The organism is Paenibacillus harenae, assembly GCF_030812415.1.
GTDB lineage: Bacteria > Bacillota > Bacilli > Paenibacillales > Paenibacillaceae > Pristimantibacillus > Pristimantibacillus harenae_A.
Genome location: NZ_JAUSST010000002.1, coordinates 732,195 through 746,867 on the forward strand (window position 1 = coordinate 732,195; position 14,673 = coordinate 746,867).

Here is a 14,673-nt window from a genome sequence, read left to right on the forward strand (position 1 = left end):
TAACGGATGGTGTAAAAATATAGGATAGTATAAGTCTCGTTTTTGAATTGCTATATAACAATAGCGTAGACCAAGGTTACGCAACTCGGATACACCGTTCGTAACAGAGAGGAAGCCCGCCGGTTGAAAGGCTTCCATGAACGTCCGTTTGCTCCCTGCCTTGCGAGCTGCGGCGGCTGCCGATATTCAAGGCAGCTTCCCGCCGGAATGTTCATATTCCGTTATCGAATGAAGAACTGCCGCATCCACGGGCAGTCAAAATTAGGGTGGTACCGCGAACGCATTCGTCCCTGACGAGCGCGTTCTTTTTTTATGCCAAAAATCAGGATAAACGGGGGAATCCAACATGCGTCAAAGTCAATTGCTTATGCCTACCCTGCGGGAAGCGCCGTCTGAAGCGGAAGCCGTCAGCCATCAATTGCTGCTGCGGGCAGGTCTTGTCAGGCAGCTTGCCGCAGGAGTTTATACGTACTTGCCGCTCGGACGCCGCGTGCTGCGGAAGCTGGAGGCGATCGTTCGCGAGGAAATGGATAAGGCGGGCGGCCAAGAGGTTCTGATGCCGGCGCTGCAGCCCGCGGAGCTATGGCGCCAATCCGGCCGCTACGAGGTGTACGGGCCGGAGCTTGTAAGGCTACGCGATCGCCATGATCGGGAGTTCGCGCTTGGTCCGACGCATGAAGAGGTGATTTCGGCGCTGATGCGGGGAGAGATCAGCTCTTATCGCCAATTGCCGGCTACGCTCTATCAGATTCAGACTAAGTTTCGCGACGAGCAGCGTCCTCGCTACGGCCTGCTGCGCGGCCGAGAATTTCTGATGAAGGACGCTTACTCGTTCGATGCGGACTGGGAAGGCCTCCATCGCAGCTATGTTGCGATGTACGATGCCTATCATCGCATATTCGCGCGCTGCGGCTTGAACTTCCGAGCGGTGGAGGCGGATGCGGGCTCGATTGGCGGCGAAGGAGGCACGCATGAGTTTATGGCGCTCGCCGATATCGGCGAGGATACGATCGCCTCGTGCACCTGCTGCGATTATGCGGCCAATCTGGAGAAGGCGGAGTACGGAATAGCGACGAATGATAAAGCTGACGTAGTTGAACCGACAAAGACTAAACGGCTGCATACGCCAGGCAGCAAGACAATCGTACAGCTTAAGGAATCGCTTGGTCTTGAAGCTACCGCATTCATCAAGACGCTCATCTTCATCGCGGACGGTAAACCGGTAGCGATCCTCGTGAGAGGCGATCACGAGGTAAATGATATCAAAGTGAAGCAAGCGCTAGGCGTCGTCTCTCTCGCGCTTGCCGATCAGGAGACGACCGAGCGGGTGACGGGCGCGCCAACGGGCTTCGCAGGTCCAGTCGGTTTGACCATTCCGGTTTACGCGGATATAGCGGCAGCACAAATATCGTCTGCCATCGTCGGAGCGAACGAAGAGGATTACCATCTTGTTGACGTTCAGCCAGGCGTTCATTTCACCTATGAAGCGAGCGGCGATTATCGCAATGCGGCGATGGGCGACCGTTGCCCTCGCTGCGAGGAAGGCCGGCTGCAATTCAATCGGGGTATCGAGATCGGACATGTATTCAAGCTGGGGACGAAATACAGCGAAGCGATGGAAGCGACGTTCCTCGATGCGGCGGGCAAGGCGCAGCCGCTCATTATGGGCTGTTACGGCATTGGCGTCTCGCGACTGCTATCTGCCGTCATTGAGCAGCATGCCGATGAACAAGGTATCGTGTGGCCGGCATCGATTGCGCCATATCGCGTCCATATCGTGCCGGTGTCGGCAAAGGACCAGACCCAGATGGCGCTCGCCCTTCAATTGGCCGAACGCTTGGAGGCAGCCGGCATCGAATGGCTTCTTGACGATCGGGACGAGAGGCCGGGCGTTAAGTTCAAGGATGCCGATCTGATCGGCATACCTCTGCGCATAACGGTGGGCAGACAAGCCGCGAGCGGCATCGTCGAGGTGAAACGACGGAGCGAGGCGGCCGCGAAGGAGCTATCGATCGAAGAAGCGCTTACAATGGCGTCAATGCTGGCAGTTGAACACTAGTTGTACAGGTGGGGGACAATCCGCGATTTCCAGGCGGGCTTGTTCCCTTTTTTCGTAAACAGGCGCCCGATTCCATAAAATTAGTCAATAATCCAAGTTGCCATTACATAAGATGGAGTATAAGATAATGGTAAGAACAAATTATCAGATTATTTCGTCAACTATCATGAAGCAAGGGAGGGATTGCCGTGAACAAGAGCTATGAAGTCGAATATTGCAATTTAGAACTGCGATTTGACCGCCGGCAAATCCAAAATCTCATCCGCGATCTGATTCAGGAAGGGTACTCCTTATATTGGAGCGAGACGGAGGGTCAGTTTCTCGTATCGATTCGCACCGGCCGCAAGCTCGTCAAGCTTCGGTTCCAACGAATGAAGAGCCGGTACAAGATTGTCGGAGACTATATCATTAAAGACGAGAAGCTGTCAGAGTTGATCGAGAAGCTGATTAATGACACACGTGGACATGCGGTAGTGAAGCGAATCAAAGATCGTCAAATCGTCATTGAGAGCATCATGTTCGGTGAGATTATACGACTCGTGGAGGTGTCAGGTATGGAACATCGGATTATTTATCAGAAGAAGCCTTTCGTAACGATAGAGGAAATGATTAAAGCGTTCCAATCGAAGAGAGCGGAAGAGAGGGCAATCGTCCTGCGCTACGAGCTTGATTACGAGCTGTCGATGCTGTTCGACGCACTGCAGGATGGCAATGAGGAAGCGGCAAACGCATCGAAGGAGAAGCTGGCTGTTCTTCGAACGGAAATGCTGCAGCTTGAATTATAGGGATGAAAATTTTTTTCATCACAAAAAGCTAAACGATCGAATGCTGACTAAGCTTTTCCAGCGTTTGATCGTTTTTCTGTTGTGCCTATTTCACTGCATTCGCGGCTTGAAATCGGCGCGGGGCTTGATATTACGGCTATTTATAAGATAAACTTTTAGAAGCGGTCAATAATTCTAATGTGCGCAAAACGATATTTTTTCATGCAAATAGTTTTCATTCGGCTGCAAAAGGAGTAGAATAAAGACATTGCAACGCAAATAAAAAACAAAGGATGGAAGAAACCAAATGTCGAAACAGCAAATTGGCGTAATCGGACTGGCAGTAATGGGCAAAAACTTGGCACTCAATATCGAGAGCAGAGGTTTCACGGTATCGGTATTCAACCGTTCCCGCGAGAAGACAGACGATCTTGTACAAGAAGCAGCAGGCAAAAACCTCGTTCCTACTTATACGATCGAAGAGTTCGTGCAATCGCTTGAAGTACCGCGCAAAATCCTTATCATGGTACAAGCCGGCGCAGGCACCGACGCTACAATCGATTCGCTTGTTCCGCACTTGGAGCAAGGCGACATCATTATCGACGGCGGCAACGCTTATTTCCCTGACACGGTTCGCCGCAGCAAAGACCTTGAAGCTAAGGGCTTCCGCTTCATCGGTACTGGCGTATCCGGCGGCGAAGAAGGCGCTTTGAAAGGCCCTTCGATCATGCCGGGCGGACAAAAATCGGCTTACGAGCTCGTTGAACCGATCTTGACTGCAATTTCGGCGAAAGTCGGCGAAGACGCATGCTGCACATACATCGGACCAGACGGTGCAGGTCACTATGTGAAGATGGTTCATAACGGCATCGAGTATGGCGATATGCAGCTCATTTGCGAAGCTTACGACCTGCTTAAGAACGTCCTTGACGTTAGCGCGGAAGAACTTCACGAGATTTTCACGGAATGGAACAAAGGCGAGCTTGACAGCTACCTGATCGAAATTACGCGCGACATCTTCTCCAGATACGACGAAGAGACGGGCAAACCGATGGTTGACGTCATTCTTGACTCCGCCGGCCAGAAGGGTACCGGCAAATGGACAAGCCAAAGCGCGCTTGATCTGGGCGTGCCTTTGTCGATCATTACGGAATCGGTATTCACTCGCTTCCTGTCCGCTATGAAGGAAGAGCGCGTTGCAGCAAGCAAAGTGCTTAGCGGTCCTGCCAAGAAGCCTTTCCAAGGCGACAGAGCGGCATTCATCGAAGCGGTTCGCAAAGCATTGTTCGCATCCAAAATCTGCTCGTACGCACAAGGCTTCGCGCAAATGCGCGCTGCTTCCGAAGAGTACGGCTGGGATCTTCGCTACGGCGACATCGCGATGATCTTCCGCGGCGGCTGCATCATCCGCGCGCGCTTCCTGCAAAACATCAAAGACGCGTACGATCGCGATCCAGGCCTTCGCAACCTGCTCCTCGATCCTTACTTCAAGGAAATCGTCGAGTCGTACCAAGGCGCATGGCGCGAAGTGGTATCGATCGCTATCGCTAACGGCGTACCTGTCCCTGCTTTCGCAAGCGCGATCGCTTACTTCGACAGCTACCGCACGGAGCGTCTGCCAGCTAACCTGCTGCAAGCGCAACGCGACTATTTCGGAGCGCATACGTTCAAGCGCATCGACAAAGAAGGCACGTTCCACTACAACTGGATTCAATCCTAATCGTCAGCGCCCGCGGGGCGAACGATTATCGGTTTTGTTCGGATTGATGCCGTATGCGGCTTCCCGCAGCCAATCGCGCAATCGATCGGCTTCTTGATCGCAGCAATTTCTGCGGTTAATCAGGGACATGGCTGCTTCGGCAAAGTAATGAAAGTTTTGCAATAAGCGTGGCTGCGTGAGATCCATTAAGGCGGGATCCTCATCAGCCACCTTTTTTTTGATATACTCAAGCATCCATATGACGTCCGCGCGGCATAGCGGGTGATCGGGATTCAGTATGCGGTCGATCTGCGATTCGGTACGCTGAGGCGGAGGCAAATCCAGCTCGTTATTCATCTCTAGCTTCACTCCTGTCCGGAAGTTATGCATCTTTAACATCCATACGGCATATGCAACTTTTTTATACCCTAGAATTGAAAAAAAATGATATGATGTTGGGGAATATATGCGATGGATCAATAGGAAAAAGGGTGGATCAGCTACAATGGAACGGCAGCATGGTAACAAACTGATTTTGGTTGGCTTCATGGGAACAGGCAAATCAACCGTCAGCAAACTGCTCGCCAGCCGCCTCGAATGCAAGCGCGTTGACGTTGACGAGCGGATCGTGAGCAGCACGGGACATGCGATATCGGACATATTCGCCGAGAGCGGGGAAGAGGGCTTCCGGGATATCGAGGCGCGCGTGCTGGCGGACATCCTGGCAAACGATGCGCCGTCCGTCATTGCAACGGGTGGCGGAGCGGTGCTTCGCGAGGCGAACCGGGACCTGATGCTGGCATCGGGACTTGTCGTTGCGCTAACGGCTGACGCTGCTCGGATTATTGACAGAGTACAGTCGGACGACGCTCGCCCGCTGCTTCAAGGCGATGCCGCAAGCCGGGTGAATACTCTGCTGGAGCAGCGAAAGCATGCCTACGACTTTGCGCATATCGCCGTAGATACGACAAGCTTGACGGCAGACGAAGTTGTTGCGGTTATTATGGAACATTGGGGCAAGAAGCAGTAGAGGATACTATTATAGTAAAAGGAGATCATACGAACTATGGACGTTTTAGTGACACCTACTCCAAAGCTACAAGGGGAAATTCAAGCGCTTTCCTCCAAAAACTATACGACGCGCTACTTGCTGGTAGCCGCGCTTGCCGATGGAACGAGCACGATCTATTATCCTGCGCACAGCGAGGACAGCGATGCGATGCGCCGCTGTATTCGCGCTCTCGGCGCAATCGTGGAAGAGGATGACGAGAAGATCGTCATTACCGGCTTCGGCCGCAATCCGAAGCCTGCCGAACAACTGGATGTAGGCAATGCGGGAGCGGTGCTTCGTTTCTTGATGGCAATCGCAGCGCTATGCCCCGACATTACGTTTATTAACCGTTACCCGGATTCGCTCGGCAAGCGCCCGCATGACGATCTGATCGAATCGCTCAGCTCGATGGGCGTGAAGATCGAGCATCGCGAAGGCAAGCTGCCGATTCGCATCCAAGGCGGCAAGCCGAAGGGCGGCCGCATTCAAGTATCCGGCAATATCAGCTCGCAGTTCCTGAGCGCGCTGCTGTTCTTGACGCCGCTGCTGGAGGAAGACAGCGAGATTGAAGTGCTGCATGATCTGAAGTCGAAGGTCGTAGTCGGCCAGACGCTGGAAGTATTGGAACAGGCGGGTATCGTTATCCACGCGGATGATGATTACATGCGCTTCCGCGTTCCAGGAAACCAAAGTTATGCGGCGAAGACGTATTCGGTGCAGGGCGACTACCCGGGCTCGGCAGCCATTCTTGCGGCTGCTGCGGTTACGCAATCCGATGTTATCGTTCATCGCCTCGAAGAGCGCAGCAAGCAAGGCGAGCGCGCCGTAGTGGATGTGCTCAAGATGATGGAAACGCCGCTCACGCACGAGAACGGCATCGTCCATGTGAAGGGCAATGGCAAGCTGAAAGCCGTCGAATTCGATGGCGACCATGCAACCGATGCCGTGCTTGCGATGGTAGCGGCTGCCGTATTCGCAGAAGGCACATCGCGCTTCTATAACGTAGAGAACCTAAGATACAAGGAATGCGACCGGATTACCGACTACCTGAACGAGCTACGCAAAGCAGGAGCGAATGTTGAGGAGCGTCAAGCGGAAATTATCGTTCATGGACGTCCGGAGGGCGTTGAGGGCGGCGTTGAGATTAATGCGCACTACGACCATCGCGTTATTATGGCGCTTACGATTGTAGGTTTGCGCTCGAAAGAGCCGATCCGAATTCGTGACGCGCATCATGTCGCCAAGTCTTATCCGATTTACTTCGACCATCTAAAGGCGCTTGGCGCGAATGTGGAATGGATCGAAGCGTAATAGCGGTTCAAAACTAATGAATTGAGGTGCGGCAATGGCGTATCAACACCCGTCTCGAGAGGAAATAAAGTCGATTCTGCAAGGCAGTACGACGATCGCGGTCGTCGGACTGTCGGATAAGCCCGACCGCGTATCGTACATGGTGTCCGAAGCGATGCAAGCCAAGGGGTATACGATCATTCCGGTAAACCCGAACGCTGACAGCATACTTGGACAGAAGAGTTATCCTAGCCTTAAAGATATTCCTTTCCCCGTCGATATCGTCAACGTGTTCAGACGCAGCGAGCATACGCCTCCCGTGGCCGAAGAGGCTGCAGCGATCGGCGCGAAAACGTTATGGCTGCAGCTCGGCATCTCGAGCGAGGAAGCAGCTTCGATAGCGGTGGCCGGCGGCCTCACTGTCATTATGGATCGTTGCATTAAGGTGGAGGATTCGATCCTTCTACCGAAAGGCAAGCAGTAATTATAGGGCAAAGGGCGGGCCTTGAGGCTCGCCTTTTGCTTTGACAAATGAGGTTTATACGCTTAACATCGAAGTAGACATTTACGGACAAGGCGAAACGGCTCGCACCGTCCTTTGGCGGCGAGGAGCGTTTCGTTTCGGTGATAAATTCGTGAACGGATAGGGGGTGCGTAATGATCTCCATAGGAAGCTTTCAGCAGCTCGGCAGAGCGATCATGCTGCCGATGGTTGTGCTGCCTGCAGCGGCTATATTTCTTAGTCTAAGCCAGCTGCCATGGGACATGGTCGGCTTGCCCGGCATGTCCGGTTATTTGCAAGCGGCAAGCGGAGCCGTATTCATGTTTTTGCCTTACATATTTGCCGTCGGAATCGCGCTTGGCATGACCGGCAATGCATTGTCGGCAGGCATGGCTGCCCTTGTAGGGATGTTTATTTATGAAGGAATAACGGGCTCTGTAGAGGCTCAGATCGAGCCGACGGTGCTCATCGGCACGATTATCGGCGTGGCATCAGGCATAAGCCATGCGCAGTTCAAAAATCTCAAGCTGCCCGAATATATACAGTTTTTTGGCGGTCCGCGATTTGTGCCGCTGTTCGTCAGCTTTATTTCTCTGATCTTCTCCATCGGGATGGTCGGGGTAGCTCCGTATTTGCAGCGGTTATTGATTGATCTAGGCGACATTGTCGCCTCGGGTGGCGGCTTCGGCGTATTCCTTTACGGCTTCGTGCACCGGATACTCGTCGTATTCGGCCTGCATCATCTCGTCAGCCACGTCTTCTGGTTCCAGATTGGCGGCTTTGAGACGGCAGCCGGCGAGATGGTTTATGGCGATCTGCCGCGTTTCTTCGCAGGCGACCCAACGGCGGGCTCGTTCATGGCAGGCATGTACCCGACCATGATGTTTGCTTTGCCTGCGATTGCGTTCGCGATCATTCACGAGGCGCGCGAGGATTTGAAGCCGAAAATCCGCAAGACGTTTATGTATGCCGCACTGTCTTCTTTCTTGACAGGTGTTACCGAACCGGTCGAATTCGCTTTCTTATTCGTCGCTCCCTACTTATACGTCGTTCATGCGCTGCTGTCCGGCATCATCATGTGGGTGACGTACGAGCTTGGCATTAAGCATGGCTTCTCGTTCTCGGGCGGCGCGATCGACTACCTTATCAACGAACATTTGGCTACTCGCGGATGGCTGCTTATTCCGATAGGCGTCGTCGTCGGCTTGGTCTATTACTTTTTGTTCCGCTGGGCGATACGAAAGTTCCGTATCCCGACGCCGGGACGCGAGGAAGGCTCGCAGCTCGATGAATGGGCAGGCGACATTCCGTACCGCGCTCCGCTTATCCTCCAAGCAATCGGCGGCAAGCAAAATATCGTCCAAATGGAGTCCTGCATTACACGGCTGCGTCTTAAAGTGTCCAACGAGAAGCTGATCGACACGAACTCGCTCCGCAATCTCGGGGCAGCCGGCGTTATCAAGCTTGGCGGAGGACATGTCCAAGTCGTCTTCGGCACGTATTCCGAGCTTATACGCGAGGAAATGAGCAAGACGATCAAGCGCGATCAAGCGCAGGTACTGTTCAATTCGCCGATGCAAGGCAGAATGATTCCCCTTGAGGAAGTGCCCGATCCGATCTTCGCCGGCAAGCTGGTCGGACAAGGCGTCGCGTTCATTCCCGATCGCGGAGAGCTCGTATCGCCGGTTAAAGGCGTCGTCATTCATATATATCCGACGATGCACGCCATAGGCATACGGACGGAAGAAGGTCTTGAGGTTCTGCTCCATATCGGGATCGACACGTCGAAGCTGGCGGGCAAGTCGTACTTCAATGCCGTCGTGAAAGAGGGCGACGAGGTTGTGCCAGGCATGCTGCTCATCAGGTTCGACCTGCAGCGCGTCAAGAAGGAAAGCAAGTCGCTTGCGACCCCTATGGTCATAACGAACTCCGATCTCGTGCACTCTTGGCGCTTTGCGCCGTTCAAAGCGGTGAAGAAAGGTCAGTCTTCGGTCTTATCGGTTGTACTTAAAGAGAGAAATGGTGGAGGGGAAGCACAATGATTCAAGGAATAGGAGCGTCAGCGGGCATTGCGATCGGGAGAGCCTTCGTGCTGCCTAATTGGGAGTGGGAGCTTCCGGAGCAAAAAATCGACGTTGCCGATTTTGCGCGGGAGTTCGAACGCGTCTATGAAGGCATTCGGACGTCCAAAAGCGAAATCGAGCAAATCAAGGATGAGCTTCGCGAGGTTGTCGGTTCGGAGGAGACGCATATTTTCGACGCGCATCTCGCCATTCTGGACGATCCTGTATTCATGAATGAAATTCAAGGCATCATTCAGCGGCAGTATAAAGCGGCCGAGGTTGCGGTGAAGGAAGCGATCGATCATTTTGTGACGATGTTCGATCTGCTGGACGATGAATACATGAAGGAACGCGCGCTGGACATTAAGGATGTCGGCAACCGGCTTCTGAAGCATCTGCTTGGCGCTCCAGAAATTACGCTTCCTTCGGATACGCAGCCTTTCATTCTGATTGCCAAGGAGCTGTCCCCTTCGCAGCTCGCGCATATTAACCCGCAGCATGTTCTTGGCATAGTAACGCTGGCTGGCAGCACGACGTCCCATTCCGCCATTATGGCTCGAGCGCTTGGCGTTCCGCTCGTCGTAGGCGTTGAGCTGTCGCTGGAGGAGCCGCTTCAGACGGGGCAAACGATCATTATTGACGGCAGCGACGGCAAAGTGTTCATGGAACCGACGCAACAAATCATCGAAATGTATTCGCAGCTTCACGACCGGCAGAAGGAAGCGAAGAAGAAGCTTCATAATATTGCGGGACATCGCCCTATGACGCCGGACGGCAAGACGCTTGAACTCGCGGCTAATATTAGTTCGATCAAGGAACTGGATATTGCGCTGGCAAGCGGGGCGCATGGCGTCGGCCTGTTCCGTACCGAGTTTCTGTACATGGACCGTAACCGGTTCCCAAGAGAAGAGGAGCAGTTCGACGTCTACAAAGGCGTCGCCGAGAAGCTCGCCGGAGACACGCTCGTCATTCGGACGCTCGATATCGGCGGCGACAAGCAGCTCGATTATTTCGAGCTTCCGGAAGAGGATAATCCTTTCCTTGGCTACCGGGCGATTCGTATCTCGCTTGACCGGCAGGATCTGTTCAAGACACAGCTTCGCGCGATTCTTCGCGCAAGTCATTACGGCCAAGTGAAGCTTATGTATCCGCTCATCTCTTCGGTCGATGAAGTTAGAGCGGCCAATGCGATTCTGGAGCAAGCGAAGTTGGAGCTTGAGCAGGAAGACATCCCTTACGACAGAGAAATCAAGGTCGGAATTATGATCGAGGTTCCTGCAGCGGTCATGATAGCCGATATGCTGGCGAAGGAAGTTGACTTCTTCAGCATCGGAACGAACGATCTCGTTCAATTTACGCTCGCGGTCGATCGGATGAACGAGGAAATCTCGCATCTGTATGAGCCTTTCCATCCTGCGCTGCTAAGAATGCTGATGATGACGGTAGACGCGGCAAAGCGAAATGGAATCAAGATTGCAGTATGCGGTGAGCTGGCGGGGGATTTGCGCGCGCTGCCGATTTGGCTGAGCCTGGACGTCGAAGAGCTAAGCATGTCGTCGCATTCGATCTTGCCAGTGAAGGAGAGACTGCTTAGCACGACCCAGGATGATAGCCGAGAGGTGCTGCGGCAGCTGCAGGAATGCAGCACGAGCAGCGAGATTATTGAAGTACTGACCCGCTTCATGGAGCGCGTAGACGTGAAGACAGCGAATGGTTAGCCCATTCGCTGTTCTAGTGCGTCTACGAAAGCTTTGGCATATTCAGGCAGATCCGGCGGACGTCTCGCCGAGATTAGATTGCCGTCGACAACGACAGCTTCGTCGTACCAGGTTGCGCCCGCGTTCTCCATATCGTCGCGAATGCCGGGCGTTGAAGTGACTTTGCGTCCTTCGAGAATTTTGGCGGAGACGAGCACCCAGCCCGCATGGCAGATTTGGCCGATCGGCTTATTCTGGGCATTAAGCTCCTGCACGAGCTGGAGCACCTTCGGATAACGGCGCAGCTTGTCCGGCGCCCAGCCGCCCGGTACGAGCAAGCCAACGATGTCCTCGCTGTTCACCTCATCGAACGAGAGGTCCGCAACAGCGGGAACGCCATATTTTCCGATATACTTTTTGCCTTTCTCAGGTCCGGCATAGAGTACGGTAGCCCCGGCCTCGCGAGTGCGGTAGACCGGATACCATAGTTCCAAATCTTCAAACTCGTCATCCAGTAAGCAAATGACCGTTTTTTTTTGCAAGGACATTCCTTTTCCCCTCCAACGTGTACGTCTGTAACCAACTCTATTATTGTAACGAAGGAGAATCAATGAAGCAAACAGAAACGATTCGACGCATGAAGCCCCGTATTAAAATTTATCGTTTTATTCCAGCCGTTCTTTGGATGGCTTTTATTTTCGCCTTGTCCTCGCGAACTGGCGAGCAGCTCGATACGGTGCTGCCGCTATTGCAGAAGCTTCTCCCGTTCATGGACGACTTCAACTGGGGACATTTTGTATCGTATTTCCTGCTCGCGATGCTGCTCGATTATGGATTCGGGCGCCGCTCTGAGCGGGTATCCGTTAAGCTGCTCACAATCGTGCTATGCGGCGCATATGGCGTCACGGATGAGTATCACCAGTCGTTCGTAGGCGGGCGGATGCTTGATCCGCTCGATCTTCGGAACGATATTATCGGTGCAAGTGCCTGGGTATTGATCGGTCTGCTGCGGCCAATCAGTCGGTTAAGAAGGAAACTATCCCATCCGAATAGTCAATAGGCAATCGTTTAACGCTTGTTGCCTGCGGTAGTAAAAATTACATAGACGACATAAGCAGGATTTTTTGCGAAAAAGGTCGAATTACCTTTCTAACTCTTTGTGCCTAGAGATTGATAATAGGCTCAAGCTGCCATGAGAAGGAGTGGACCACTTTGCAAAAGCGGTGTCATTGCGGTGACATTATGACGATGAAGCTGCGTACAGTTATATTTTCAGGAAAAGTAGAAATCGATAACGTTCCGATATTCTCCTGCTCGGCCTGCCACCGGAGCGAGGTTATTCCCGAGGTTAAGCCCGATTTGACCGGGTTGATCGCCCAGCTTGGCGCAGAGCCGGATAAACAAACTTTTTTGTTTAACGAATGCAATGAATGGGCAAGTTTGTTAGTAGAGGCGAAAGCTTACAAGCAGCATACGGATCGCGGCGCGGTCGAGCGTCTCTTCGAGGAGCGCGTTAACCAATTGCTCGATCTTTACTTGCTGGCACAGACGCTGAACGACGAGGCATGGATTCAAGATTTGGATAAGCGGCTGAAGCAGCTTAGCCGTCGCACGTTGCTTACATAACGGTACTACGACCGATAGCTAGATCCTCCCGGGTGAGCGATGCGCAAGAATGAATCGTTCATATGGTTATTTTACTTACTCCGTAAGCGTAAACGATAAGCGTTAACATTGCGAAAAGTAATATTTTGTCGTATCATTACTTTAATATGCGGCGTACGTAACAATAAAAATCTGAGCTAATGGGGAGAAGACCGTGACGGTAACCATTTATGATGTAGCAAGAGAAGCAGGAGTATCCATGGCTACGGTTTCCCGGGTTGTGAACAACAATCCGAACGTAAAGCCTGCAACGCGCAAGAAGGTATATGAAGCGATTGAACGGCTTGGATATCGTCCAAACGCCGTCGCTCGCGGCTTGGCAAGCAAGAAGACTACAACGGTAGGCGTTGTTATTCCCGATATATCGAATGCGATGTATGCAGAGGTAGCCAGGGGCATAGAAGATATAGCGAATATGTATCATTATAATATTATTTTGGCTAACGCGGACAAGAAGAAGGACAAGGAGATTCGCGTTATCAATACGCTGCTTGAGAAGCAGGTCGACGGCTTGCTGTTCCTCGGAGCTCCAGTAACCGACGAGCATCTACAGGCGTTTAAGACGGCGAATGTGCCGATCGTTCTGTGCGCGACGACTGACGAGAGCGGACAAGTTCCTTCGGTAGACATTAATCACGAGAGCGCAGCCTATGACGCGGTCATGAGCTTGATCGGACAAGGCCATAAGCACATCGCGATGATTAGCGGAACGCTGCAAGACCCGGCTAACGGCTATGCCCGTTTCCAAGGGTACAAGCGCGCGCTGGAAGCTTCCGGCATCCCCTACGACGATTCGCTCGTTCGGATCGGCAACTATCGCTACGAATCCGGTGCCGATGCGATGAGATATTTCATCGAGCTGTCGGAGCGTCCTACGGCCGTATTCTCGGCTACGGATGAGATGGCGATCGGCGCCATTCATGCGATTCAAGATTCGGGACTGAAAGTACCAAGCGACTTCTCGGTTATAAGCGTAGACAATAGCCGTATGGCTTCGATGGTAAGGCCGCAGCTTACTACCGTAGCTCAGCCTATGTATGATATTGGCGCCGTATCGATGCGTCTGCTTACGAAGCTGATGAAGAAAGAGAACGTAGATCAATCTCAAGTGGTATTGCCTCATGAAATTGTGGTGCGTCAATCAGTTGGAGGAATTTAATCGAAATGCCGTTTAACAAAATCGGAATTATTGGCGCGATGGTTGAAGAAATCGAATTGCTGCATAAGCATACGGAAGTAGCTTCCGAGGTAACGAAGGCCGGAATTACGTATTACGAAGGCAAGCTTCACGGCAAGGAAGTCGTCTACTGCAAGTCGGGCGTAGGCAAAGTAAACGCCGCCGTATGTACGCAAATTATGCTCGATCTCGGCGCGGACTGCGTATTGTTCACTGGTGTAGCCGGAGCGGTAGACCCGCGATTGAACATCGGCGATATCGTTGTATCGACGAGCAGCATTCAGCATGATATGGATTGCTCGCCGCTGGGCTTTGCGAGAGGCACGATTCCTTTCCATAACCGATCGGAGTTTCCGGCCGACGAGAGGCTGATCGAGCTTGCCGTTTCGGCTAGCGACCGCCACTTTCCAGGCCGCAGCTTGAAAGGCATCGTATTATCCGGCGATCAGTTCATTGCGAGCCGTGAGACGGTCAAGCTGCTGCATGATACGTTTGAAGGGGCATGTGCCGAGATGGAAGGAGCTTCCGTTGCGCAAGTATGCGATATGAACGGGATCCCGTACGTCGTCATTCGCTCCATGTCTGACAAGGCCGACGGTTCCGCGCATGTGAATTTTGCGGAATTTACGATTCAAGCAGCGAATAACTCGTACCGGATCATTGACGATATGGTCAAGCATATATAACAGGCAAGAACAAATAAGCA

At 52.7% G+C, this 14,673-nt stretch carries 14 protein-coding genes; 12 read left to right on the forward strand and 2 right to left on the reverse strand.

The window, feature by feature from the left end:
• The first annotated feature begins 346 nt into the window (after positions 1-346).
• The 3 genes from J2T14_RS08220 to gndA all read left to right on the forward strand — a co-directional run bounded on the left by J2T14_RS08220 (position 347) and on the right by gndA (position 4,543).
• A complete protein-coding gene (locus J2T14_RS08220) occupies positions 347-2,059 on the forward strand; it encodes a proline--tRNA ligase (RefSeq protein WP_307469709.1) in 1,713 nt (570 codons plus the stop codon).
• Positions 2,060-2,247: 188 nt separating this feature from the next.
• A complete protein-coding gene (locus tag J2T14_RS08225; RefSeq protein WP_307203870.1) occupies positions 2,248-2,844 on the forward strand; it encodes a hypothetical protein in 597 nt (198 codons plus the stop codon).
• A 286-nt stretch (positions 2,845-3,130) separates the two neighbouring features.
• On the forward strand, positions 3,131-4,543 hold the full coding sequence (gene gndA / locus J2T14_RS08230) for an NADP-dependent phosphogluconate dehydrogenase (RefSeq protein WP_307203872.1): 1,413 nt from the start codon (positions 3,131-3,133) through the stop codon (positions 4,541-4,543).
• Between the two features lie 3 nt (positions 4,544-4,546).
• Here gndA and J2T14_RS08235 read toward each other — a convergent pair whose 3' ends face one another.
• Positions 4,547-4,879: a hypothetical protein gene (locus tag J2T14_RS08235; protein WP_307203873.1), complete on the reverse strand. Its 333-nt coding sequence runs from the start codon at positions 4,877-4,879 to the stop codon at positions 4,547-4,549.
• A gap of 148 nt (positions 4,880-5,027) precedes the next feature.
• Between J2T14_RS08235 and J2T14_RS08240 the strand changes: the two genes are divergently transcribed.
• The 5 genes from J2T14_RS08240 (at position 5,028) to ptsP (ending at position 11,146) form a co-directional block, all read left to right on the forward strand.
• Positions 5,028-5,552, forward strand: a complete 525-nt coding sequence (locus J2T14_RS08240) for a shikimate kinase (RefSeq protein ID WP_307203874.1) — start codon at positions 5,028-5,030, stop codon at positions 5,550-5,552.
• Between the two features lie 36 nt (positions 5,553-5,588).
• Positions 5,589-6,884 carry a 3-phosphoshikimate 1-carboxyvinyltransferase gene (gene aroA, locus J2T14_RS08245; protein WP_307469712.1) on the forward strand — a complete coding sequence of 432 codons (1,296 nt, stop codon included), beginning with the start codon at positions 5,589-5,591 and terminating at the stop codon, positions 6,882-6,884.
• Positions 6,885-6,918: 34 nt separating this feature from the next.
• Positions 6,919-7,347 (forward strand): CoA-binding protein, encoded by a 429-nt coding sequence (locus tag J2T14_RS08250; RefSeq protein ID WP_307469714.1) that lies wholly within the window; start codon positions 6,919-6,921, stop codon positions 7,345-7,347.
• Positions 7,348-7,520: 173 nt separating this feature from the next.
• The gene (locus J2T14_RS08255) at positions 7,521-9,407 is read left to right on the forward strand and encodes a glucose PTS transporter subunit IIA (RefSeq protein WP_307469717.1); all 1,887 of its coding nucleotides are present in this window, start codon (positions 7,521-7,523) and stop codon (positions 9,405-9,407) included.
• Complete coding sequence (ptsP, locus tag J2T14_RS08260; RefSeq protein WP_307469720.1) at positions 9,404-11,146, forward strand: phosphoenolpyruvate--protein phosphotransferase; 1,743 nt, start codon at positions 9,404-9,406, stop codon at positions 11,144-11,146. The genes J2T14_RS08255 and ptsP overlap by 4 nt, the downstream gene beginning before the upstream one ends.
• On the opposite strand, the gene J2T14_RS08265 is transcribed toward ptsP, so the two are convergent.
• Positions 11,143-11,673 carry a type 1 glutamine amidotransferase domain-containing protein gene (locus J2T14_RS08265; protein ID WP_307469723.1) on the reverse strand — a complete coding sequence of 177 codons (531 nt, stop codon included), beginning with the start codon at positions 11,671-11,673 and terminating at the stop codon, positions 11,143-11,145. The two genes, ptsP and J2T14_RS08265, sit on opposite strands and share 4 nt — an antisense overlap.
• 62 nt (positions 11,674-11,735) lie before the next feature.
• Here J2T14_RS08265 and J2T14_RS08270 point away from each other — a divergent pair, with 62 nt between their 5' ends.
• From J2T14_RS08270 to J2T14_RS08285, 4 genes are all read left to right on the forward strand, one after another.
• The gene (locus tag J2T14_RS08270; RefSeq protein WP_307469726.1) at positions 11,736-12,185 is read left to right on the forward strand and encodes a VanZ family protein; all 450 of its coding nucleotides are present in this window, start codon (positions 11,736-11,738) and stop codon (positions 12,183-12,185) included.
• 152 nt (positions 12,186-12,337) lie between these two features.
• Complete coding sequence (locus tag J2T14_RS08275; protein WP_307203881.1) at positions 12,338-12,751, forward strand: hypothetical protein; 414 nt, start codon at positions 12,338-12,340, stop codon at positions 12,749-12,751.
• Positions 12,752-12,944: 193 nt separating this feature from the next.
• Positions 12,945-13,949 carry a catabolite control protein A gene (gene ccpA, locus J2T14_RS08280; protein WP_307469729.1) on the forward strand — a complete coding sequence of 335 codons (1,005 nt, stop codon included), beginning with the start codon at positions 12,945-12,947 and terminating at the stop codon, positions 13,947-13,949.
• Between the two features lie 5 nt (positions 13,950-13,954).
• Positions 13,955-14,653, forward strand: a complete 699-nt coding sequence (locus J2T14_RS08285; protein ID WP_307469730.1) for a 5'-methylthioadenosine/adenosylhomocysteine nucleosidase — start codon at positions 13,955-13,957, stop codon at positions 14,651-14,653.
• Positions 14,654-14,673: the final 20 nt, after the last annotated feature.

What these genes read in the sequence shown, in the direction of transcription:
- J2T14_RS08220 (WP_307469709.1), top strand. Translation starts at nt 347, where the DNA reads ATGCGTCAAAGTCAATTGCTTATGCCTACCCTGCGGGAAGCGCCGTCT.
- J2T14_RS08265 (WP_307469723.1), bottom strand. Translation starts at nt 11,673, where the DNA reads ATGTCCTTGCAAAAAAAAACGGTCATTTGCTTACTGGATGACGAGTTT.
- J2T14_RS08270 (WP_307469726.1), top strand. Translation starts at nt 11,736, where the DNA reads ATGAAGCAAACAGAAACGATTCGACGCATGAAGCCCCGTATTAAAATT.
- J2T14_RS08235 (WP_307203873.1), bottom strand. Translation starts at nt 4,879, where the DNA reads ATGAATAACGAGCTGGATTTGCCTCCGCCTCAGCGTACCGAATCGCAG.
- aroA (WP_307469712.1), top strand. Translation starts at nt 5,589, where the DNA reads ATGGACGTTTTAGTGACACCTACTCCAAAGCTACAAGGGGAAATTCAA.
- gndA (WP_307203872.1), top strand. Translation starts at nt 3,131, where the DNA reads ATGTCGAAACAGCAAATTGGCGTAATCGGACTGGCAGTAATGGGCAAA.
- J2T14_RS08240 (WP_307203874.1), top strand. Translation starts at nt 5,028, where the DNA reads ATGGAACGGCAGCATGGTAACAAACTGATTTTGGTTGGCTTCATGGGA.
- J2T14_RS08255 (WP_307469717.1), top strand. Translation starts at nt 7,521, where the DNA reads ATGATCTCCATAGGAAGCTTTCAGCAGCTCGGCAGAGCGATCATGCTG.
- ptsP (WP_307469720.1), top strand. Translation starts at nt 9,404, where the DNA reads ATGATTCAAGGAATAGGAGCGTCAGCGGGCATTGCGATCGGGAGAGCC.
- J2T14_RS08250 (WP_307469714.1), top strand. Translation starts at nt 6,919, where the DNA reads ATGGCGTATCAACACCCGTCTCGAGAGGAAATAAAGTCGATTCTGCAA.
- J2T14_RS08285 (WP_307469730.1), top strand. Translation starts at nt 13,955, where the DNA reads ATGCCGTTTAACAAAATCGGAATTATTGGCGCGATGGTTGAAGAAATC.